Genomic DNA, 19,371 nt, shown 5'->3' with positions numbered 1-19,371 from the left:
GGCGACATGCCGGACGGAAGTTTTGAGGTGGACCTGGAGCAACTCCAGCGTGTGGCGGAGGACGCGTTGCCGGAAATAGGCGACATCATGCGCGACCAGCTCGGCGTGCTCACGAGTCATGAAGGTCTCGCCGGACCAGGTGGCAGCATGGCTGAGGTCGCCGACTTCCAGTCGGCCTACGCCACCTTTTCGGACGAGGTCGCGGCTCGGCAGAAGCACGGGTGCGAGGTGGTTTACGCCACCGCGCAAGCGGCCAGTGGAATCGTCGCCCTGTACCGGCGAGCCGACGGCCAGCGCTGAGCGGGGATGACAGTGCCGGATTGGCCATCGGATCACCAGGTACTCGACACCGCGGAGAAACTCGGCGCCAAGATCATCGATCTGCTCAACGACGCGGGCGGTGACGCCTGGCCCGGCTCGCCGGGCATCGCGGGCAGCCCCGGAGACACCATCGTTCGCTCGCTGCACCACGACGCGCTGGACGTGCTCAGCCTCGACCCGCAAAAGATTTCCGACGAGTTCGAACGCATGCAGACCGTCTGCCGGAGCATGTCACCGACCAAATCATCGGATCTCATCGACGCGTTTCGCTCGATCGACTACTCGGTCCAGGACTGGCAGGGCGATGGCGCTCGGGCGTTCCAACGCCAAGTGTCCATGATCCAGGGATTCATCGGACAGCAGTCCGAATACACTCTCGCGACGATTAGATCCCTGGTAGTACTACTCGGTATATCGGTCCACGCGAGAAGAGACTACTGCGCCTTGGCGCAGGCTACCATGGCCGCCGCAGACAAGGCGATGAAACTGAGCGAAGAAGCCGACACCAAATACGCAATTGGACTGGGCGCCTCTCTCGTCGGCGCACTCGCCGGAATCGGGTTCGGCGGAACCATCCTCAGCACGACTGTCGGCGCCATTATATCGATGTCAGGATCGACTGTTCAGAAAACTGTGGACGACGCGACTTACAAAGATGTAGTAAAAGGCTACACAGGAGGACGCAGCCAGATAATGGATGCATTCAAAGCAGGCATCGGCGACGCCAAGAATATCATAGCCAAGGCACGTGATGAAATGTCGCGTGAAAAGAATGAGCTATTTGCCCCAATGTCGCCGGTCATCGACGTAACGAAGCCGGAGTTCCACTACAGTACATTCTACTCGGCAGCGCGAGATGTGGCCCAGTTTGACGGGAAAGTGAGCAGCGAAAAGGACAAGATGCCCGGCAATGCTCGACCAGAAGGCGTGAGCAAGCCGAAAAGTCTTCTACAGCAGCGTCTCGACGGGTGACGGATTTGATGGGCGATCAACTGAGATATCCCACGAAAGTGACGTTGTGCACGGCACTTCTGCTGACTGGATGCTCCACCCCGCCTGCCCCCGCGACAGCGACGCCGACCTCGCCGGCGCCTGCTCCTCCGACAGTTTCAGTCGACGTGGCTCGATACCGCGAGAATCCATGTGAAATCATGCCGAAGACCGTCGACGAACGCTACAGACTCGACGGCCGGAAACAGACCTTGAATCAGGCCGTGCCGCCGGTCAATATGCAGGGGTCGACCTGTGAGGCGTACCGTTCACCCGACTACACGCCGGATGCCATCCTGATTCTCTACCCTGAAGGGCAACCCGCCGCCCAAGTGCACTCTTTTCAACTGCCGCCGGACAAGTTCAAAACTGTATCCATCCGCGGCATCCCCGCAGTGGCCTGGCAACTCGCCACGGCAGACGCCCCGGGCGGCTTTCCCACCTGCATCGTCTTCGCCGACTTCGCGGGCAACCAGGCACTCGGAGCGCGCTTCAGCTTGGCCGCTGGTGATCACGGTGATGTCTGCGGGGGCGCGCGGCAGGTGTTGGATCTGGTGTTGGAGAAGCTGGTCGGGTGAGTCAGTTCGGCCAGGGGCGCTGGGTGGGGCGGAGTCGTTCGTAGGCGGCGGTGACCCGTAGGACGCCGACGTCGTCGAAGCGGCGGCCGGAGATCTGCAGGCCGATCGGCTGGCCGTCCGTGGTGTAGCCGCAGTTCACCGAGGCGGCGGGCTGGCGGGACATGTTGTACGCCACGGTGAAGGCGATGTGCTCGAAGGGGCGACGGGGGTCGTTCGTCGGCGACGCCCATTCGGCGGGCGGGGCGGATACCGGGCTGGTGGGTGAGAGCACGAAGTCGAACGGCTCGGTGGCGCGCAGGGTCGCGGCGCTCGTCGCGTCGATCTGCGCGAAGCCGCGGTAGGCGTCCACTCCGGACAGTTCCGCGCCGCCGCGTGCCCAGTCGGCTATGTAGGGCAGGACCTTCGCGCGCCGTTCTTCGGGCAGCGCGCTCAGGTCGGACCAGGCTCGGACCCGCAGGAACCGGTCGAGCCCGGTGAGCATTTCGGTGGTCAGGAACGCATCGACGGGTTCGACGACGGCGCCCGCGGATTCGAAGAGGCGCGCGGCTTCGACCACCGCGGCGCGGATCTCTTCGGTGACGGCCAACCCGGTACCGGGGTCGAGGTGCAGGCCGATGCGCAGGCCGCGCAGATCGCCGTCCAGGTCCTGCCAGGCGAGTTCCTCGGGAGGCAGGCACATGTGATCACGCGCGTCAGGGCGGGCCAGCACGCCCATCAGGAGCGCGGCGTCCGCGGCGGTCCTGGTCAGCGGGCCAGCGACCCTGCCGATGTACGGCGGATCCACCGGGACGCGGCCGAAGCTCGGCTTCAGCCCGACGAGCCCGCACCAGCCGGCGGGAAGCCGGATCGAGCCGCCGATGTCGGTGCCGACGTGCAGTGGCCCGTACCCCGCCGCGGCCGCCGCCGCGGCGCCCGCGCTCGACCCGCCCGCCGTGCGCGCGTGGTCCCAGGGGTTCCTGGTCGCGGTGTGGAAGCTCGACAGGCCCGAGGTGAGCATGCCGTAGTCCGGCATGGTGGTCTTCGCGAGCAGGACACCGCCCGATTCTCTGATCCGGGCCGCCGCGGGGGCGTCGGCCGGTGCGGGAACCAGTTCCGTCGCGGCGCTGCCCAGCGGCACCGGGGTGCCCTCGGTGGCGATGTTCTCCTTGATCGTCAGCGGCACGCCGTCGACCGGGCCGAGCGGCTCACCCGCCTGCCAGCGGGCTTCCGACTCCTTCGCGGCGAACCGCGCGCGTGCTTCGTCCAGCTCGTAGAGCGCGTGCAGTTCGGGCTCCCGTGCTTCGATCCTGGCCAGCACCGCGTCGGTGACCTCGACCGGTGACAGCGTGCCCGCCCGGTAGGCCCCGACCAGCTCGACCGCGCTCAGATCCGTCATGCCTGCGCCTCCTTGTTCAGGTTCAGTTCCCGTCACGATGCCGGTGGGGTGTAGCGGCCGTCGACCGCCGTCCAGCCGCCGTCGACGGCGAGGACGCTGCCGGTGACGAAGCTCGCGGCGTCGGAGGCGAGGTAGACGACGGCGCCCGCGAGTTCGCTCGGTTTTGCCCATCTGCCGAGCGCGCTCTTCGCCGCATAGGCCGCGTACCAGCTCGGATCGGCTTTGATCTGCGCGGTCAGCGGTGTTTCGACGACGCCGGGCGCGATCGCGTTGACCCGGACGCCCGCGGGCCCGAACTCGGCGGCCGCGGTGCGGAAGAGCTGGACAAGGCCCGCTTTCGTCGCGGCATAGACCCCCTGGCCCGGTTCGACGGTGGTGCCGCGGATCGACGAGAACCCGATGATGCTGCCCCCGCCGCGCTCGACCATCGGGCCGCCGAACGCGCGCACGACGTCGAAGGTCGCCCCGAGGTTCAACGCGAGGACGCGGTCGAACTCCTCGCGCGTGTAGTCGAGGATCCGCTTGCGGACGTTCATCGCGGCGGTCAGCACGACGACGTCCAGTGCGCCGAGGTCGCGGGCGGCCCGCGTGACCGCTTCGCCGTCGAGCAGGTCCAGCTCGTACACCTCACCGGCGCCGGTTTCCGCTGCCGCGCCGGGATCGCGGTCGGCGCAGATCACCTCGGCACCGTGGGCGGCGAGCGCGCGTGCCGCCTCCCTGCCGATCCCGCTGCCCGCGCCGAGCACGACCGCGCGCTTGCCGTCGAGCCGGAAGAGGCTGGCGTACTCGGTCATGCGCGGATCACCGCCATCCTGGTCACGGTCAGCTCCTCGACGGCGAACCGCGGGCCTTCGCGGCCGGTGCCGGAGTCCTTCACCCCGCCGTAGGGCATGGTGTCCGAGCGGAACCCCGGTACCTCGTTGACCACCACACCACCCACTTCCAGTTCGTCGAGCGCGCGGAACGCGGTGCGCAGCGAGCGGCTGAACACGCTCGCGTGCAGGCCGTACCGCGACGCGTTGGCCACCGCGAACGCTTCGTCCACATCGGACACCGTGCGCAGGCAGACGACCGGCGCGAACACCTCTTCCGCCCAGCAGTCGGCGTCGTCGGGCACGTCGGCGAGCACGGTGGGACGGATGACCGTGCCGTCCGCCTCGCCGCCGGAGAGCAGGCGCGCTCCCGCGGCGACCGCGGCGGAAACCCAGGCCAGCGCCCGTTCCGTGGCGGCGGTATCGACGAGCGCGGCGACCCTGGTGCGCTCGTCGCGGGGATCGCCCGTCACGATCTCGCCGATGCGGGCCAGCAGCGTGGCGGTGAACTCGTCGGCGACCGGCGCGGCGAGCAGCACCCGCTGGACGGAGATGCACGCCTGCCCGGAGGCGTAGAACCCGCCGCGGATCACGGCGTCGACGGCCGCGTCGAGGTCGGCGTCCTCGGCGACGATCAGCGCCGAGTTGGACCCGAGTTCGAGCAGGGTCTTGCGGGGTGCGGCGTCCCGCGCGATCCGGTGCCCGACCGCGGCCGAGCCGGTGAACGACACCGCGCCGACGCGGGGATCGGTGACGAGGGTCGAACCGACCTCGGCGGCACCGGTGACCAACTGGACCATTTCGGCGGGAGCGCCGAGCTTCGCCGCGGCCTCGCGGACGAGGTGCACCAGCCAGAGCGTCGCGAGCGGTGTCTGCGGCGCGGGCTTGCACACGACGGGGCAGCCGGCGGCGATCGCGGGCGCGATCTTGTGCGAGGCCAGCAGCAGCGGGTAGTTGAAGCCGGCGATGCCGATCACGACCCCGATCGGCCGCCTGGTCCAGAACCCGGTGAGCCCGTCGCCAGCGGGCAGCAGGTCGAGCGGCACGGTCTCGCCGTGCACGCGGGACACCTCTTCGGCGGCTGCCTGCCAGGTGACGACCGTGCGGGCCACTTCGACCCGGCAGTCGACGAGGGGTTTCCCGCTTTCCAGGACCAGCAGCCGTTCCAGTGCTTCTCGCTCGGCCTCCAGTGCGGTGCTGACGTCGAGCAGCAGCGAACGCCTCGTCCGCGACGGGAGCGCCGCGACTGCGCGCGAGACGGCGATCGCCTCGTCGACGGCTCGGCGCGCCAGCTCCGCGGAGCCCACCGGCGCCTCGGCGACCGGCGAGCCGTCGTACGGGAAGCGTACCGTCGAAGAGTCCACTGTGGACACCCATTCGGCGCCGACCGGGAGGCCGCCGGGATAGGGCGGTTCGAAGATCACGATGCTCCTTCCAGCCGGGCGAGCACCGCTCGCAGGTTCGGTGCCGCCGCGACGAGCTGCCGGGTGTAGGGGTGCTCGGGGCGGTCGTAGACCTGACCGACCTCGCCCTGCTCGACAATTTCGCCGCGCCGCATGACCGCCACGGTGTCGCACACGTGCCGCACCACCGCGAGGTCGTGGGACACGAACACCATGGTCAGCTCGAACCGCTCGGTGAGATCCGCGAGCAGCGCGAGGATCTGCTTGCGGACCGAGACGTCGAGCGCGCTGACCGGCTCGTCGGCGATCAGCACCTTCGGCTTCGGCGCCAGCGCGCGGGCGATCGAAACGCGTTGCCGCTGCCCGCCGGAGAACTGGTGCGGGTACCGGTTCGCGGCGTCGAGCGGCAGCCCGACGGCGTCGAGCAGCTCATCGACGCGATCCGCGTGGTCACGGGGTTTTCCGAGCGGCTCGCACAGGATGTCGCGCACGCGCATCCGGGGGTCGAGCGAGCCCATCGGATCCTGGAACACGATCTGCAGGTCGCGGCGCAGGAACTTCAGGCGGCGCTCGGGGACACCGTCCACGCGCTCGCCGTCGAAGGTCACCGTGCCCGCGGTGGGCTGGTCGAGCGCGGCGAGCAGTCTGACCAAAGTGGACTTACCGGAGCCGGATTCGCCGACGATCCCGAACCGCTGGCCCGCGTGCACGTCGAACGAAACCCCGCGCAGCGCGCGCACTCCCCCGCGGGCGTAGCGGCGTTCGAGATCGCGGACCTCGATCAGGACGTCGTTCATGACGCCTCCAGATCCGACGCGGCCAGCAGCGAACGGGTGTAGTCGTGCGACGGCGAGGTGAGCACGCGGGTGACCGGGCCGGATTCGACGATCGCGCCGTCGTGCATCACGAGCACTTGGCGGCAGATCGTCGCGACCACGGCGAGGTCGTGCGTGATGAACAGGAGCGCGGCGTCCCGCTCGGCGATCCCGGCGCCGATGAGATCGAGGACCTGGGCCTGCACGGTGACGTCGAGCGCCGTGGTCGGCTCGTCGCAGATGAGCAGGGCCGGATCGTTGGCGAGCGCGATCGCCAGCAGCACGCGCTGGCGCTGCCCGCCGGAGAGCTGGTGCGGATACGCGCGTGCCGTGCGCGAAGGCAGGCCGACGGCTTCGAGCAGTTCCCTTGTCGTGGCGCGCGCGGCACGACGGTCGGGCCTCGTCCGGTGCACCAGCAGCACTTCGGCGATCTGCCGCCCGGCGCGCATCGCGGGGTTCAGCGCCGTCATCGGCTCCTGGAACACCATCGACATCTCGCGCCCGCGCAGCCGGGACAGCTCCCGCTCCGGCGCGCCGAGCAATTCGCGTCCGCCGAACCGCACCGATCCCGACGCGTGGAGCCCTTCCGGCAGCAATCCCATGATGGCCAACGAAGTCAGCGACTTCCCCGAGCCGGACTCGCCGATCAGGCCAACCCGCTCGCCGCTGCCGACGGTGAAAGAAATCTCGCGGACAAGTGGCTCGCCGCCCGCGGAGACGGTGAGGTTTTCGACCTCCAGCACGGCGTTCATCGGCGGCCACCACCGAGCCGCGGGTCGAACCGGTCGCGCAGGCCGTCACCGAGCAGGTTGAAGCCGAGCACGGCGATCGCGATCGCGAGACCGGGCACGATCGCGAGCCGCGGCTGGACGGTGAGCAGTTCCTGCGACTCCTGCAGCATCCGCCCCCAGGACGGGGTCGGCGGGCGGGTGCCGAACCCGAGGAACGACAGTGCCGCCTCGGAAAGCACGGCGATCGCGAACGACACCGAGCACTGCACGATCAGCAGCCCGGCGATGTTCGGGAGCACGTGCCTGCGCGCGATGAACGGCCGTGACCGCCCGGCCGCGCGCGCCGCGAGGACGTACTCGCTGCTCATCACCTGCAGCGTGCCGGAACGGGCGATCCTGGCGAACGACGGCACGGTGGCCACGCCGATCGCGATCATCGCGGTGAGCGTGCTCGCGCCGAACACCGCGCCGAGCATGATCGCCAGCAGCAGCGCGGGGAAGGCGAGCACGAGATCGTTGGCGCGCATCACGAACTCGCCGAGCCAGCGCCGTGACATCCCGGCGAGGATGCCGAGCGGGGTCCCGATGACCGCGGCGACGCCGACCGCGACCACACCGACGTAGAGCGTGGTACGGGCGCCGACCATGATCTGGCTGGCGACGTCGCGGCCGAGCTTGTCGGTGCCGAACAGGTGCTCGCCGGTCGGCCCGAGCAGGCGCGCCGTCGCGTCGACCTTCACCGGGTCGTGCGGGGTCCACAGGAACGAGACGAGCGCGAGCGCCACCACGAGCCCGACGAGGACCGCGCCGGTGACGAGCGTCGAGCGGCCCGTCTTCACCGCCGTCATGAGGCCCCCCGCAGTTTCGGGTCGATGACGGCGTAGAGCAGGTCGACCACGAAGTTGACCAGCAGCGCGCCGACGACCAGTACGAGCACGATCCCTTGCACCGTGAGCAAATCGCGCGAGGACACCGAATCGAGCAGCATGCTGCCGAGGCCGGGTAGCACGAACACGCGCTCCACCACGACCGCGCCGACGAGCAGGGTGGTGAGCTGGAGGCCGAGCACGGTGACCACCGGGACGGCCGCGTTGCGCAGCCCGTGCCGCAGCAGCGCGGGATACGGCCGCAGCCCTTTCGCCCGCGCGGTGCGGAGGTAGTCCTGGCCGAGCGTGTCGAGCACCGACGAGCGCACGTACCTGGTGAGCACCGCGCCCTGCACGAGCCCGAGCGAGAGCGCGGGCAGCACCAGCCCGCCGAGGAACGCGCCGAAGTCCTGGTCCGGCGGGGTCCAGCCGCCCGAGGGCAGCCAGCGCAGCCGGACGGCGAACACCTGCACCAGCAGGATTCCGGCGAGGAACGCGGGGATCGCGACGCCGAGCTGCGAGAGCCCGGAGATCGCGGTGCCGCTGAACCGCCGGTGCCACACGGCGGCGAACGTGCCAAACGGGATCGCGAGCACGACCGCGATCAGCATGCCCGCGCCGACGAGCCACAGCGTCACGCCGAGGCGGTCGACGAGCTGCGGCCCGATGGCCTCGCGCGTGACGTAGGAACGGCCGAAGTCGCCGCGGGCGACACCGCCCATCCAGTCGAGGTACTGGACGAACAGGGACCGGTCGATGCCGAACTCGTGGCGGGTCTTGGCGAGCAGCTCCGGCGTCGCGTTCACGCCGAGCGCGACCTGTGCCGGATCGCCGGGCAGCACCGCCATGAACAGGAAGACCACGATCGACGCGGCCAGCACGCTGAGCACGAGTATCGCCGTGCGGCGCAGGATCCGGCCGGTCATGACGACCCGAGCCCGGTCAGGTCGAACGATTCGCTGACCTGGTTGCGGGCGAGGCCGGTGACCTTCTTCTTCGCCACGGTGACATTGGGGAACAGGAAGAGCCAGTCCGCGGCGGCATCGGCGGAGAGCTGCCTCGCCACCTGCTTCATGTCCGCGATCTGCTCCTCCGGGGTGCCTTTGTCCGCGCTGTCCAGCAGGTTCCGCACGCCCACGTTGTCGTATCCCCAGTAGTAGGACGGTTTGCCGAACGTGGTGATGTCCCGCGCTTCGACGTGCTGCACGATCGACAGGTCGAAGTCGTGATCGGTGAAGACCTCCTTGAGCCAGACCGCGGGGAAGTCGAGCGGTTCGATCGACACCCGCACCCCGATGTCGGCGAGCTGCGACGCGATGACCTGCGCCGAGGAGACCGCGTACGGCAGGTTCGGGATCCGCATCCGCAGCGACAGGTCCGTCTTGCCCGCCTGCGCGAGCAGGGCCTTCGCCTTCGCCGGGTCGAACGGGTAGGCCGCGGAAAGGTCTTCGTACCAAGGATCCGTCGGCGGCACCATGCTGCCGATGAGCGTGCCGCGCCCGGCCCACGCGGTGTCCAGCAGCGCCTTGCGATCGACCGCGAGGGTCACCGCCTGCCGGACGCGGACGTCGTCGAACGGCGGGCGCGCGTCGTTGAAGGCCAGCACGACTTCGGCGTTCGTGGTGCCCTGCAGGACGGTGAACCGGTTGTCACTCTCGAACTGCGGGATCGAATCGGGCGCGGTGATCGTCGCGATGACATCGATGCCATTGCTGAGCAACGCGTTGTTGAGCGCGGTCGGATCCTTGATGTACTTGAGGTTCACCGTGGTGTAGGCGGGTTTGCGCCCCCAGTACGCCGGATTGGCGCGCAGCACCACGGAATCGCCGCGGCGCCTGCTCGCGACCGTGTACGGACCGGTGCCGACCGGGGTGTTCGCGAGATCGGCGACACCGGTCGGCGAGAACATCGCGCCGATCCTGCTGGTGAGGCTGAACAGCCAGCCGTTGCTCGGTTTTTCCAGCACCACACGCGCGTGCAGCGGATCCACCACGTCGACCTGGCGCACCACGTTCATCGCGGACTTCACCGAGATCGTCCACGCGGTTTTGACGCGCAGCAACGAAAACCGGACGTCCTCGGCGGTGAACGGCGCGCCGTTGCCGAACTTCACACCGGGGCGCAGCCGGAAGTCGTAGACCGTGCGATCGAGGCTGACCGTCCACGACTCGGCGAGCAGCGGCACGATCCGGCCCTCCGGATCGAGTTTCACCAAGCCCTCGTAGACGTTGTAGAGCAGGGCCTGCGGGATGGCGGAGCCGTCCGTGCGGGTGAAGTCGAAGTTCTGCGGCTCGGCGGCGAACCCGACGGTCAACGTCGACGGGTCCTTCGACACGACCGCGCTCGACCCGGCGGAACACCCGGGGAGCACGACGAGCAGGGCGAGCGCCACAGCGCCGAACCGGACTTTCATCATGCCTCCCCTCAGGTATGCTGGTCGGACCAGCAATCCAGAGGTTGGCACCACCCAGATCAATAATCAAGGGCGGCCAAGGGGGTGTCCACAGGTGGAATTCGAGCCGGTGACCCCGGTCCGCGCCTACGAACGCGTGGTCGAACAGATCGAGGAAGCGGTACTGTCCGGGCGCGTTTTGCCTGGTGAGAGGCTATCCAGCGAGCGGGATCTGATGGTCCAGTTCGGGGTCAGCCGGTCCACCGTCCGCGAGGCGCTGCGGGTGTTGCAAGCCGCACAAATCCTCCGTTCGCGGCCCGGCGACCCTCGCGGGCCCGAGGTGCTCGCGGCCTCGCCCGCCGCATTGCACAAGTCCGTGCGGCACCTGACGCGCGCGCGGCACATGGGCCTCGGCGAGGTGCTGCAGTTCCGGATGCTGCTCGAAGGATCCGCTTATCTCCTGGCCGCTTCGCTGCGGACGTCCGCCCAGCTCGACGAAATGGCGGCCGCGCTGGAAGCCATGCGCGCGGATCTCGGCACGAGCGAGTTCAGCCGCGCCGACGTGGCGTTCCACGACGCCGTCGCCCGCGCGACCGGCAACCCGATGATCGTGGTGTGCGGCGAGGTCGTGCGGGAGGTGGTGCTCGAACTCATCGAGGACAAGCTCGTGCACGCCGACGACCGCCACGCGCTGATGCGGTCTTCGCTCGCGCACCACACCGAGGTGCTGGCCGCGGTCCGCGACGGGGACGGCGCGCTGGCCTGCCGTCTGGGCAGGCAAGCGCTGTACGACTACTACGCGGATTACGTGCCGGAGGAAGGGCTCGCGAAGCTCCGGCCGCTGATCGGCGCCGAGACCTGACCGTTCGCGCGCTTGTGGTGGCGGCGCTGCGCATGCCCTGAAGGATGCTCCTATAGAGGTCAAGGTGAGGTCCCGCTGCGCATGCCCTGAAGGTGCCCTTCGGGGAATCTGACGCCCCGAAGGTGACCTTCAGGGCATGCGCTGGGATTTCGCCGCCCGCGCCTCTTCCCTCGTCCGCGTCCAGGCCCCTGCAGGGGCCTTCATAGGCGTGAATGCCACGGATGCGGCCTCCACGGACCCGCTCTGCTCCGGGCGCATGCCCCGAAGGGGCCCTTGAGGGAATCTGACGCCGCGAAGGGCCCCTTCAGGGCATCAGCACCACCGTGCCGCCCGCCGCGAGGGACGAGATCGCGGCGTCAGATTCCCCGAAGGCGACCTTCACGGACCCAGCCCCCGACGGCTCCGCGCTTCCGCCACCCACCTCACCAGAATCAACGCGCACACATCATCACTGTGACCTTCAGGGCATGCGGGCTGTGGTGAGGAAGGCTTGCCAGGCGGTGCGGGGGACGGTGAGGTGGCCGGATTGGGGTGCCTTCGAGTCCCGTACTGCCGCACCCGTGCTGACTTCGGCGACCTCGACGCAGGTTTGGCCGCTCTCATTGCTGTAGGAGCTGTTGCGCCTGGTCAGGCCGGGGTGGACTTGAGTGGGCGGCCTCCTCGTGATCGTAGGCGGCTGCCAGGTCGGTCAGCCATGCCCGCGATTCTTCCTCATCGAGTGCGGCGTTTTCGAGCTTGCCGAGGATGGTGCGGTGTGTGATCACATCGCTGGGGACTTCCAGGAAAGTGCCACCGCAGATGCCTTCCGCGTAGACGATCGAGGGGTACTTGTCGTACTCCATGACTCGAAAACTGTTCCACGTGTTGGGCCCGGTCGAGTCGAGAACCACGCGCACGGCGCAACGGGGATGAGCGCCGGTGAGCAAGAGGTACAGCATCTGCTCGTGCATGAGCCGGGAGTCGCCGACCACCGTGCGGAGCGCGTGTTCCCGCAGGAAGAACAGGCATCGCGGCGGTGTGGATCGCTGGAAAAGACCCTGCCGGGCCATTCGTGCTCGTACCCGCAGTTCAACGTTGTCCGGCGTGAGCAACCCACCCCAGCGCATCAGTGTTTCCGCGTAGTTCTCCGTTTGCAGAAGTCCGGGCACCACATTGGATTCGTACTCGGTGATCACGGTCGCGAGGCTCTCCTGCACGACCAGAGATCTGAGTTCCGCGGTTAAGCTCGGTTCGCAGGAGCGGGGCCCGGGCCGCAGCCGCCGAGGTACCTCGCGACATCGGTGGGCGACGGCGGCCGCGCCCCGCTCTCGATGAACGACAGACTCGCGTGCGACCAGCCCAGCTTCCTGCCGAGTTCGCGGATCGACATGTTCACTGCCTCGCGGCGCTTCCTGAGTTCCGGACAGATACTTTGCCGGATTTCACCGCAAAGAACGCAAGCGGTTCGAAGCTGTACCGTGATCGCACGAGCGGAAGGGGTGGCATGACCGGATCCATCGGGCTTTGCCTGTCGGGCGGCGGGTACCGGGCGATGCTCTTCCACACCGGGACGCTGTGGCGGCTCAACGAACTGGGCTGGCTTTCCCGGCTCGACCGCGTGTCCAGTGTGTCCGGCGGCTCGATCGCGGCGGGCGCGCTGGCGAAGGCGTGGCCGTCGTTGAAGTTCACCGACGGCATCGCGGCGAACCTCGGCGCCGAAGTCGTTACGCCGTTGCGGAAACTGGCGAGTACCAGCCTCGACGTCGGCGTGGTCGTGCGCGGGTTGCTCCGTCCGTGGCGCAGCGTCGGAGAGGAGCTGGCGATGGCCTACGCGCACCACCTCTACGGCGACGTGCACCTGACCGACCTGACCGCAAGCGGGCCGTCGTTCATCTTCACCGCGACCGATCTGTGCGACGGTTCGCAGTGGTGGTTCGCGCGCCAGCCGGGGGTCACGCTCGCCACCGCGGTCGCCGCGTCGTCGGCCTTCCCGCCGTTCCTGTCCCCGGTGGTGACACCGGATCCGCGACCGGACCGCGACGGGAAGACCGTGCTCTCCGACGCGGGCGTGTTCGACAACCTCGGCCTCGACGCCGTGGTCGGGCAATGCGAAACCGTGCTGGTGAGCGACGCGGGCAAGCACATGAAGAACCTGCGCAAGGTGGGGAAGAACTGGATCAGCCAGATGCTGCGGGTGTCCACGGTGACCGACAACCAGGTCCGCGAGCTGCGCACCGGCGGACTCCTGAAGTCCTATGTAGACGATGAGTTTTCCGGCGCCTACTGGGGAAGTTACAGCGACATCGAAAACTTCAAGCTCGCCGACGCGCTGACCGCACCGCACGAGGACACGAAGAAGCTCGCCGAGACCAAGACGAGGCTGACGAGTTTCCCTTCGCTCCTGCAGGAACGGCTCATCAACTGGGGTTACGCCGTGTGCGACGCGGCCATGCGGCGCCACGTCGACCCGGACGCGAAGGCACCGGCGAAGTTCCCGTTCGCCGGCTCAGGCGTCGGCTGACAGCGCCCGTTCCAGGTCGCGCCACAGGTCGTCGGGATCCTCCAGCCCGACGCTGAACCGGATCAGCCCCGGCGGCACGTGCCGGTCGCCTTCCATCGTGGCGCGCCGTTCCACCAGGCTTTCCACCCCGCCGAGGCTGGTCGCGTGCCGGATCAGCGCCAGCGACGCGCAGACCTTGTCGGCGGCTTCCGCGCTGCCGAGTTCGAGGCCGATCATGATGCCCTCACCGGGGTACCGCACCTTCGTCACCGCGGGGTGCCGCGCGAGCAGGTCCGCCAGTTTCGCGGCCGTCGAAGCCTGTTCCGCGAGCCGCACCGGCAACGTGCGCAGGCCGCGCAACGCGAGCCACGCCTCCAGCGCGCCGGGGGTGGCACCGTTGCGGGACCGTGAATCCCGCAGCTCCTTCGCCAGTTCCTCGTCGGCGGCGATGGTGACGCCGAGCAGCAGATCGCTGTGCCCGCCGATCAGTTTCGTCGCGCTGTGCACGACGACGTCGGCGCCGAGTTTCAACGGCTGCCGTCCCAGCGGGGTGGCGAAGGTGTTGTCCACGACCACGCGCGCGGTCCGGGCCGGCGCACCGGTCACCGCCTCGATGTCGATCAGGTCGAGCGTCGGGTTGGTCGGCGACTCCAGCCACACCAGGTCCGCCTCGCGCGCCGCATCGAGCCAGCCGTTGGTATTACCGGGTGGAATCTCCGACACGACCAAACGGCCACGCTCGTGTTCGTGGGCCAGGAGGCCGCGGCTCCCGGCGTAGCTGAAGGTCGGCACCGCGACCTTCGCGCCGAGGGGCAGCACGTCCACGATCGCGGCCAGTGTGGCGATCCCCGACGCGAACGCGGTCGCGTGGCCGCCTTCGAGCGCGCCGATCGCTTCCTCGAACGCTTCCCAGGTCGGCGTGCCGTTCTGCCTGGCGTAGGCGCGATCCGTCCCGGCGCCGTAGGTGCTCGCCGGGACGATCGGGGTGTTCAGCGGTTCGCCTGGCCCGTGCGGGCGGCCCGCGACGATCGCCAGCGTGCGAGGGGAGAGTTCGTCCACCCGGTCACGGTAGACGAACCCTCCCCCGCACTTCACCGGTGCGACGGGTACTCGACCACCTGCTGGAACGTCGGCCGGTTCTGCGTGCTGATCTTGTCCTGCGTGATCCCGCCCAGCGGCCGGTGGATGATCGCGTCGGCGCACCACTGGTCGCCCGCCTTGCAGTCGCCGTCACCCGAGTACACCTCGGCGATCGGCTGCGCGGCCGCCTTCGTCAGCGCGTCCAGCAGCACCTGGCGGCACCGGCCGAGATCGCCGCCGCCGCAGAACTTCGCGCCCATCGGACCGGCGACCGGCGCGCCGAGCACCGAACGGATGTCCTTCGACAGGTACCCCCACCAGCCGTGCTGGTAGGCAGAACCCGCGTGCGGCGTCCCGACGTGCTTGCCCGGCACCTCCTGCTGCCATCCCGACGGCGTTTCGTTGATCGGCAGCACGCCCGCCATCGCGCCGAAGGCCGCGTCGCCGAGGCCGGGTTTGAACTCGGCGTTCACCAGGAACGGCCACCACGCGTCCATGATCCTGATCGCGTCCGCGTCGGTGTAGGCCTTGCTGCCCTGGCTGGTCTCCGCGCGCTTGCCGCCCTTGGCCGCCCACACCTTGAGCTTCGTGACCGCGTCGGCGGCGGGCCCGCTCACCGGCGCGCTGTCGATGACCTTCAGCAGGTCCGGCAGCACCTTCTCGGCGCGAAGATCGGTCAGCGACGCGTCCGCCATCGCCTGCGTCAGGTTGACCCTGGTCACCGGCGTGTTCGAGGAGATGAGCCGCTTCACCCTGCTGTCGAGCAGGTCACCGCGGTGCACCGCCGACTTGTCCGCCCCGCCCGAGGCGTAACCGTCGGCCTGCGCGTTGTTCCAGCTGATGTAGTAGTCCTGGTTGATCGACTGCGGGTGCTGCGCGGCCGGGGTGTAGGCGGCCGTGTTGCCGTCGGGGTTCCAGCCCTGCCAGTCGAAACCGGCGTCCGCCTTGACCGGCATGGCCGGGTCGACGTTCGGGTCGCGCACCGGGTTCGTGCCCGAGTTGAAGTACGCGATGTCCTTCGAGTCGGCGTAGAACCAGTTGAACGTGTAGTTGACCGCGCTCGCCGCGCGCTGGAAGTCCTGCGCGGATCTGATCGCATCGGGATCGTTGAACTGCTGGAACCCGAGCACCGAGTCGATCTCGTGGAAGTAGCTCGACCGCAGCGAGGCGTAGGCGACGGGTTTGCCGCCCACCGTCGCGCGATGGGTCACCGGGCCGTACTTCGTGCGGTAGCTGCGCAGCGTGTACGACCCTTCCGCGGTGCCGTCGGCGACGGTCGGCTTCCACGAATCCTTGCGTTCCACGGTGTCCATCGGCAGGCACTGGCCGCGGTGGCGGTAGTAGTTCGTGTCCTTCGTCGCGGGTTTCCCGCTCGGGTCGCACAGTTCGAGCGCGTAGGTGTCGGTGATGTCCTGGGCCGCCGAAGTCGCGCTCCACGAGTAGTCCTGGCCGCGACCGAGCAGGACGTAGAAGCTGAGGCCGGCGAACGACGCGCCGCGCGCGCTGATGCCGGGGCCCTGCAGTTCCTGCAGCATCAGCAGCTGCGGCGCGAAGTACCCGGTCTGCGGGCCGAACACGGCGACGGGGTGCCCGCTTTCGGTGTGCTTGCCGGACACCACGAGCGCGTTCGACATGCCGCGGTGCTCGGCCTGGCTCGGGACCGCGGCGCCCTTCGCCGAGCCCGTCGGATCGAACACGAGCTGCTGCCCGCTGACCGAGCCCTGGTCCGGCAGCGCTGCCCCCTGCGGTGACGCGGGCGTGTTGCCGTACGGGAACTTCTGGCCGTCGTGCACGGTTTTCACGGCTTCGGGATCGTTCTCGGCGCGGAAGCTCTGCCACACCTTCTCACCCTGCTCGACGCCGTAGCGCTCCTGCATGGCGAGCTTCGCGACCGCGTTCTGCACCTCGCCACCGCCGCCCGCGCCGAACTGCGCGCCCACCACCGAGGCCAGCACCACGAGATCGGTCAGCTTGAACGGTTCGATCGTGCCCGCGTTCGTGATCGCGTCGACGTGCCCGGTGAGCACGTACTCACCGGGGAAGTAGCGGCCGTCGTGGGACTGCTTGACGTACTGGTTGATCCCGTCCAAATAGGACTTCGCGTCCGCCAGTGCCTGCACGCCGCGCGGCCCGGTCGCGGCGGCCGCGTCGATCTGCTGCTGCAGTTCCTGTTCGGTGTAGGGCGCCGCGGAGAAGAACTGCTGTTCGAGATCGCGGTTGCCCTGCGCGCCGCCCGCGAACGAGGTCAGCTGCCCGCGGCCGACGTGGCGCATCACGTCCATCAGCCACAGCCGGTCCTGCGCCGCGGCGTACCCGGCGCCGAACTCGGTGCCCGCGCGCGTGGTGCCCTGGACGTGCGGCACGCCGGTCGCCTTGTCGCGCGTGATCGTCACGTCCGAGCGCGGTTTCACGGTGCTTTCCACCTGGCCCGCGGGCACCCCGAAGGACGAGTCGTTGAAGAACCTGCCGATCGTGTCGCTGGTCAGGCCCTGGTAGTTCGACGGCAGCGCCGCGTACTTGCCGAGCTGGTCCGCGGCGTGCGCCGGCCGCGTGCCCAGCGTCTTGTGCAGGAGGATGTCGGTCAGCGTGGCGTTCCCGTTCTGGCCTGGCGGCGTGATGTCGTTGCACTGGTTGCCGCAGAAGTCGATCTGCGGCGCGGCGGCCACGGGAGGGGCGGTCGCGAGCGCGCCTCCGATGACGGTCGCGGTGACGAGTGCCGTTATGCGTCGTCGCATGCGGGAACGTCCCTCCCTGCTCGAATGGTGACCCGGCGCACGTTACCCATCGGTAGAACCATTGTGAAGAGTATTCGCATTCGGCTCGTTCTGATGGAGTAAGCCCTGCATACAGCGGCGACGCGGTACCGTCACCACTCGAATGCACTAATTGGCCAAAAAGGACGTCCCGTGACCTATCCGCCCAACCAAGGCCCGTACGGCCAACCGCACCAACCGCCGCACGGACAGGGTGGTTACCCGTACCAGTACCCCCAGCAGCCAGGCCAGTTCCCCGGGCAGTACCCGGGGGGCCCGCCGCCGCGGAAGAACAAGACCGGACTGATCGCCGGGCTCGTCGCGCTCGGCTTGGTCGTGGTGGTCGGCGTGGTGCTCGCCATCGTGCTGACCAGCGGCGACGACAAGGCCGCGGCGCCGCCGTCGTCGAGCGCGGCCGCCCCGCCGCCGTCGTCTTCTCCGTCGTCTCCGCCGAAGTCCTCCGCACCGAAGTCGTCCTCGGCACCGTCCGGCGGCGGCATCCCGGCGGCGGACGCGTCGACCCTGCAGTCCCTTTCCATCCACCTGCAGTCGAACCTGAACTACAAGAACGTCGACGGTCTCCTGATCAAGGTCTGCTCGCCGGCCGACAACAAGGAGAAGGCCCGCGCGGACGTGCTGGAGCAACTGCCGATGATGGACCCGGCCAACCCGGAGCACGAGCGTCGCTGGAACTTCGGTGTCGGCGTGACGTCCAAGGCGTCGGGCGAGGGCTACCAGATCGCGTTCCAGGGCTCGTTCAACGACGCGCAGGACACCCCCATTTCCGTCACGTTCAAGGCCTACGTCGACGACGGCAAGGCGACCTGGTGCGGGATGAAAAAGGGCGGCTGACCACGCGCGATGACCGGTGAACGACTAACGTCCGCGGTAACCACCAGGAAGGAACAGCGAATGGCACTGGAAAAGCCCGAAGTCGACCGGCCGGACGGCCCGGCGCCCGCCGAGCTGACCGTCACCGACATCAGCGTCGGCGACGGCACCGAAGCGGCCACGGGCAAGACCGTGTCCGTGCACTACGTCGGCGTCTCGCACTCCACCGGCGAACAGTTCGACGCCTCATGGGACCGCGGCGAACCGCTGCGCTTCCCGCTCGGCGCCGGGCACGTCATCCCCGGCTGGGACCAGGGCGTCGCGGGCATGAAGGTCGGCGGCAGGCGCAAGCTCGTCATCCCGCCGCACCTCGCCTACGGCGACCGCGGCGCGGGCGGCGTCATCAAACCGGGTGAAACCCTGGTCTTCGTCGTCGACCTGGTCAACGTCAGCTGATCTTCGGTACCGGGACCGCGCGGGCGCCTCACGGGCGGCCACCGCGGTCCCGGACCAGCTGACGCTCACGGTTGGTGATCGCCAGCCGGACCGTGGAGCCGTCCGGCCAAGTCAGCGAAGCCTCCGTCGCCTTGAGCTTCGGTCGCTGTCCGCGTGGTGCCTGCCAAAGGATCCGGCTCGACCGGTTTTCGCCTGCCACCGCAACGGCCAAATACGAGTGGGACCACGCGAGCCACAGGGTGCGGTCGTCGACGCGGACCGCGTCGGCGAACTGGACCGCGGGCGAATCCGGCGCTCCCCTGACTGCGAGGGTGCCCTGTTTCGACAGCGGTCCTGACAAGGACAGCTCCAGCCCCACCAGGTTCAGCACGGCTTCGATCACCAGGAGCAACAGCAGGAACACCCCGACGACGGCGAGCGCGACGATGAGGACCGCCTTGCCGAACACCCGGTGGGCAACGCTGGAGCTGACCGGATGCCCGTTGCCGCGCCGCCCACGCACGTCATAGCTGAACCGACGCCGCCGGAAATGAACGAGCGAAACCGACTCGCGCCACTGAGCCGACAAGTGGACGCGGATCTGTTCCCGACAGGCCTCGTTGGGATCGCGCACTTCAGATCACCGAC

At 68.8% G+C, this 19,371-nt stretch carries 21 protein-coding genes; 7 read left to right on the top strand and 14 right to left on the bottom strand.

Features of this window, described 5'->3' with window-relative positions; genetic code table 11:
- The first annotated feature begins 6 nt into the window (after positions 1–6).
- From ABD256_RS22150 to ABD256_RS22140, 3 genes are read left to right on the top strand one after another with little or no spacing between them, the layout of a single operon-like run.
- Entirely contained in the window at positions 7–300 is a 294-nt protein-coding gene (locus tag ABD256_RS22150) for a hypothetical protein (RefSeq protein WP_344421865.1), read from the top strand.
- A gap of 6 nt (positions 301–306) precedes the next feature.
- Positions 307–1,293, top strand: coding sequence for a hypothetical protein (locus tag ABD256_RS22145; RefSeq protein WP_344421862.1), 987 nt, complete (start codon positions 307–309; stop codon positions 1,291–1,293).
- An 8-nt stretch (positions 1,294–1,301) separates the two neighbouring features.
- A complete protein-coding gene (locus ABD256_RS22140; RefSeq protein ID WP_344422063.1) occupies positions 1,302–1,889 on the top strand; it encodes a DUF3558 family protein in 588 nt (195 codons plus the stop codon).
- A gap of 1 nt (position 1,890) precedes the next feature.
- Here ABD256_RS22140 and ABD256_RS22135 read toward each other — a convergent pair whose 3' ends face one another.
- Genes ABD256_RS22135 through ABD256_RS22100 form a run of 8 tightly spaced genes read right to left on the bottom strand, consistent with a single transcriptional unit; the run spans position 1,891 to position 10,304 of the window.
- A complete protein-coding gene (locus ABD256_RS22135; protein WP_344421859.1) occupies positions 1,891–3,264 on the bottom strand; it encodes an amidase in 1,374 nt (457 codons plus the stop codon).
- Between the two features lie 32 nt (positions 3,265–3,296).
- Positions 3,297–4,058: an SDR family NAD(P)-dependent oxidoreductase gene (locus ABD256_RS22130; protein WP_344421856.1), complete on the bottom strand. Its 762-nt coding sequence runs from the start codon at positions 4,056–4,058 to the stop codon at positions 3,297–3,299.
- Entirely contained in the window at positions 4,055–5,500 is a 1,446-nt protein-coding gene (locus tag ABD256_RS22125) for an aldehyde dehydrogenase family protein (RefSeq protein WP_425546492.1), read from the bottom strand. Before ABD256_RS22125 ends, ABD256_RS22130 begins: the two co-directional genes overlap by 4 nt.
- Positions 5,497–6,276 carry an ABC transporter ATP-binding protein gene (locus ABD256_RS22120; protein WP_344421853.1) on the bottom strand — a complete coding sequence of 260 codons (780 nt, stop codon included), beginning with the start codon at positions 6,274–6,276 and terminating at the stop codon, positions 5,497–5,499. Before ABD256_RS22120 ends, ABD256_RS22125 begins: the two co-directional genes overlap by 4 nt.
- Positions 6,273–7,046: an ATP-binding cassette domain-containing protein gene (locus tag ABD256_RS22115; RefSeq protein ID WP_344421851.1), complete on the bottom strand. Its 774-nt coding sequence runs from the start codon at positions 7,044–7,046 to the stop codon at positions 6,273–6,275. The genes ABD256_RS22120 and ABD256_RS22115 overlap by 4 nt, the downstream gene beginning before the upstream one ends.
- A complete protein-coding gene (locus ABD256_RS22110; protein ID WP_344421848.1) occupies positions 7,043–7,873 on the bottom strand; it encodes an ABC transporter permease in 831 nt (276 codons plus the stop codon). The genes ABD256_RS22115 and ABD256_RS22110 overlap by 4 nt, the downstream gene beginning before the upstream one ends.
- Positions 7,870–8,817, bottom strand: a complete 948-nt coding sequence (locus tag ABD256_RS22105; protein ID WP_344421845.1) for an ABC transporter permease — start codon at positions 8,815–8,817, stop codon at positions 7,870–7,872. The genes ABD256_RS22110 and ABD256_RS22105 overlap by 4 nt, the downstream gene beginning before the upstream one ends.
- Positions 8,814–10,304 carry an ABC transporter substrate-binding protein gene (locus ABD256_RS22100; protein ID WP_344421842.1) on the bottom strand — a complete coding sequence of 497 codons (1,491 nt, stop codon included), beginning with the start codon at positions 10,302–10,304 and terminating at the stop codon, positions 8,814–8,816. Before ABD256_RS22100 ends, ABD256_RS22105 begins: the two co-directional genes overlap by 4 nt.
- A 94-nt stretch (positions 10,305–10,398) precedes the next feature.
- On the opposite strand from ABD256_RS22100, the gene ABD256_RS22095 reads away from it, so the two are divergent.
- The gene (locus tag ABD256_RS22095) at positions 10,399–11,145 is read left to right on the top strand and encodes a FadR/GntR family transcriptional regulator (RefSeq protein ID WP_344421839.1); all 747 of its coding nucleotides are present in this window, start codon (positions 10,399–10,401) and stop codon (positions 11,143–11,145) included.
- A 460-nt stretch (positions 11,146–11,605) separates the two neighbouring features.
- Here ABD256_RS22095 and ABD256_RS22090 read toward each other — a convergent pair whose 3' ends face one another.
- The 3 genes from ABD256_RS22090 to ABD256_RS44450 are packed head-to-tail and all read right to left on the bottom strand — an operon-like array spanning position 11,606 to position 12,688.
- Positions 11,606–11,776, bottom strand: a complete 171-nt coding sequence (locus ABD256_RS22090) for a DUF397 domain-containing protein (RefSeq protein ID WP_344422057.1) — start codon at positions 11,774–11,776, stop codon at positions 11,606–11,608.
- Positions 11,745–12,347 (bottom strand): DUF5753 domain-containing protein, encoded by a 603-nt coding sequence (locus tag ABD256_RS22085; protein WP_344422055.1) that lies wholly within the window; start codon positions 12,345–12,347, stop codon positions 11,745–11,747. Before ABD256_RS22085 ends, ABD256_RS22090 begins: the two co-directional genes overlap by 32 nt.
- A gap of 17 nt (positions 12,348–12,364) precedes the next feature.
- Positions 12,365–12,688 carry a helix-turn-helix domain-containing protein gene (locus tag ABD256_RS44450; protein ID WP_425546491.1) on the bottom strand — a complete coding sequence of 108 codons (324 nt, stop codon included), beginning with the start codon at positions 12,686–12,688 and terminating at the stop codon, positions 12,365–12,367.
- Here ABD256_RS44450 and ABD256_RS22080 point away from each other — a divergent pair.
- Entirely contained in the window at positions 12,629–13,645 is a 1,017-nt protein-coding gene (locus tag ABD256_RS22080; RefSeq protein ID WP_344421836.1) for a patatin-like phospholipase family protein, read from the top strand. The two genes, ABD256_RS44450 and ABD256_RS22080, sit on opposite strands and share 60 nt — an antisense overlap.
- On the opposite strand, the gene ABD256_RS22075 is transcribed toward ABD256_RS22080, so the two are convergent.
- Together ABD256_RS22075 and ABD256_RS22070 are read right to left on the bottom strand one after the other, a co-directional pair.
- Positions 13,631–14,683: a trans-sulfuration enzyme family protein gene (locus ABD256_RS22075; protein ID WP_344421833.1), complete on the bottom strand. Its 1,053-nt coding sequence runs from the start codon at positions 14,681–14,683 to the stop codon at positions 13,631–13,633. The two genes, ABD256_RS22080 and ABD256_RS22075, sit on opposite strands and share 15 nt — an antisense overlap.
- Positions 14,684–14,715: 32 nt before the next feature.
- On the bottom strand, positions 14,716–17,439 hold the full coding sequence (locus ABD256_RS22070; protein ID WP_344421831.1) for a penicillin acylase family protein: 2,724 nt from the start codon (positions 17,437–17,439) through the stop codon (positions 14,716–14,718).
- A 171-nt stretch (positions 17,440–17,610) separates the two neighbouring features.
- On the opposite strand from ABD256_RS22070, the gene ABD256_RS22065 reads away from it, so the two are divergent.
- Entirely contained in the window at positions 17,611–18,309 is a 699-nt protein-coding gene (locus tag ABD256_RS22065) for a hypothetical protein (protein ID WP_344421828.1), read from the top strand.
- A gap of 60 nt (positions 18,310–18,369) precedes the next feature.
- Entirely contained in the window at positions 18,370–18,744 is a 375-nt protein-coding gene (locus tag ABD256_RS22060; RefSeq protein ID WP_344421825.1) for an FKBP-type peptidyl-prolyl cis-trans isomerase, read from the top strand.
- Between the two features lie 28 nt (positions 18,745–18,772).
- Here ABD256_RS22060 and ABD256_RS22055 read toward each other — a convergent pair whose 3' ends face one another.
- Positions 18,773–19,357, bottom strand: a complete 585-nt coding sequence (locus ABD256_RS22055; RefSeq protein WP_344421823.1) for a hypothetical protein — start codon at positions 19,355–19,357, stop codon at positions 18,773–18,775.
- Between the last annotated feature and the right edge of the window lie 14 nt (positions 19,358–19,371).

The sequence above is a fragment of the Amycolatopsis minnesotensis genome (genome assembly GCF_039529815.1).
Lineage (GTDB): Bacteria > Actinomycetota > Actinomycetes > Mycobacteriales > Pseudonocardiaceae > Amycolatopsis > Amycolatopsis minnesotensis.
The sequence above is the reverse complement of the archived record's forward strand: the minus strand, read 5'-3'. Positions and strand labels throughout refer to the sequence as shown.

Bases quoted from the DNA above. Each gene is read 5' to 3' on its own strand.
- ABD256_RS22150 (WP_344421865.1), top strand. From the start codon at position 7: ATGCCGGACGGAAGTTTTGAGGTGGACCTGGAGCAACTCCAGCGTGTG.
- ABD256_RS22145 (WP_344421862.1), top strand. From the start codon at position 307: ATGACAGTGCCGGATTGGCCATCGGATCACCAGGTACTCGACACCGCG.
- ABD256_RS22140 (WP_344422063.1), top strand. From the start codon at position 1,302: ATGGGCGATCAACTGAGATATCCCACGAAAGTGACGTTGTGCACGGCA.
- ABD256_RS22135 (WP_344421859.1), bottom strand. From the start codon at position 3,264: ATGACGGATCTGAGCGCGGTCGAGCTGGTCGGGGCCTACCGGGCGGGC.
- ABD256_RS22130 (WP_344421856.1), bottom strand. From the start codon at position 4,058: ATGACCGAGTACGCCAGCCTCTTCCGGCTCGACGGCAAGCGCGCGGTC.
- ABD256_RS22120 (WP_344421853.1), bottom strand. From the start codon at position 6,276: ATGAACGACGTCCTGATCGAGGTCCGCGATCTCGAACGCCGCTACGCC.
- ABD256_RS22115 (WP_344421851.1), bottom strand. From the start codon at position 7,046: ATGAACGCCGTGCTGGAGGTCGAAAACCTCACCGTCTCCGCGGGCGGC.
- ABD256_RS22110 (WP_344421848.1), bottom strand. From the start codon at position 7,873: ATGACGGCGGTGAAGACGGGCCGCTCGACGCTCGTCACCGGCGCGGTC.
- ABD256_RS22105 (WP_344421845.1), bottom strand. From the start codon at position 8,817: ATGACCGGCCGGATCCTGCGCCGCACGGCGATACTCGTGCTCAGCGTG.
- ABD256_RS22100 (WP_344421842.1), bottom strand. From the start codon at position 10,304: ATGAAAGTCCGGTTCGGCGCTGTGGCGCTCGCCCTGCTCGTCGTGCTC.
- ABD256_RS22080 (WP_344421836.1), top strand. From the start codon at position 12,629: ATGACCGGATCCATCGGGCTTTGCCTGTCGGGCGGCGGGTACCGGGCG.
- ABD256_RS22070 (WP_344421831.1), bottom strand. From the start codon at position 17,439: ATGCGACGACGCATAACGGCACTCGTCACCGCGACCGTCATCGGAGGC.
- ABD256_RS22060 (WP_344421825.1), top strand. From the start codon at position 18,370: ATGGCACTGGAAAAGCCCGAAGTCGACCGGCCGGACGGCCCGGCGCCC.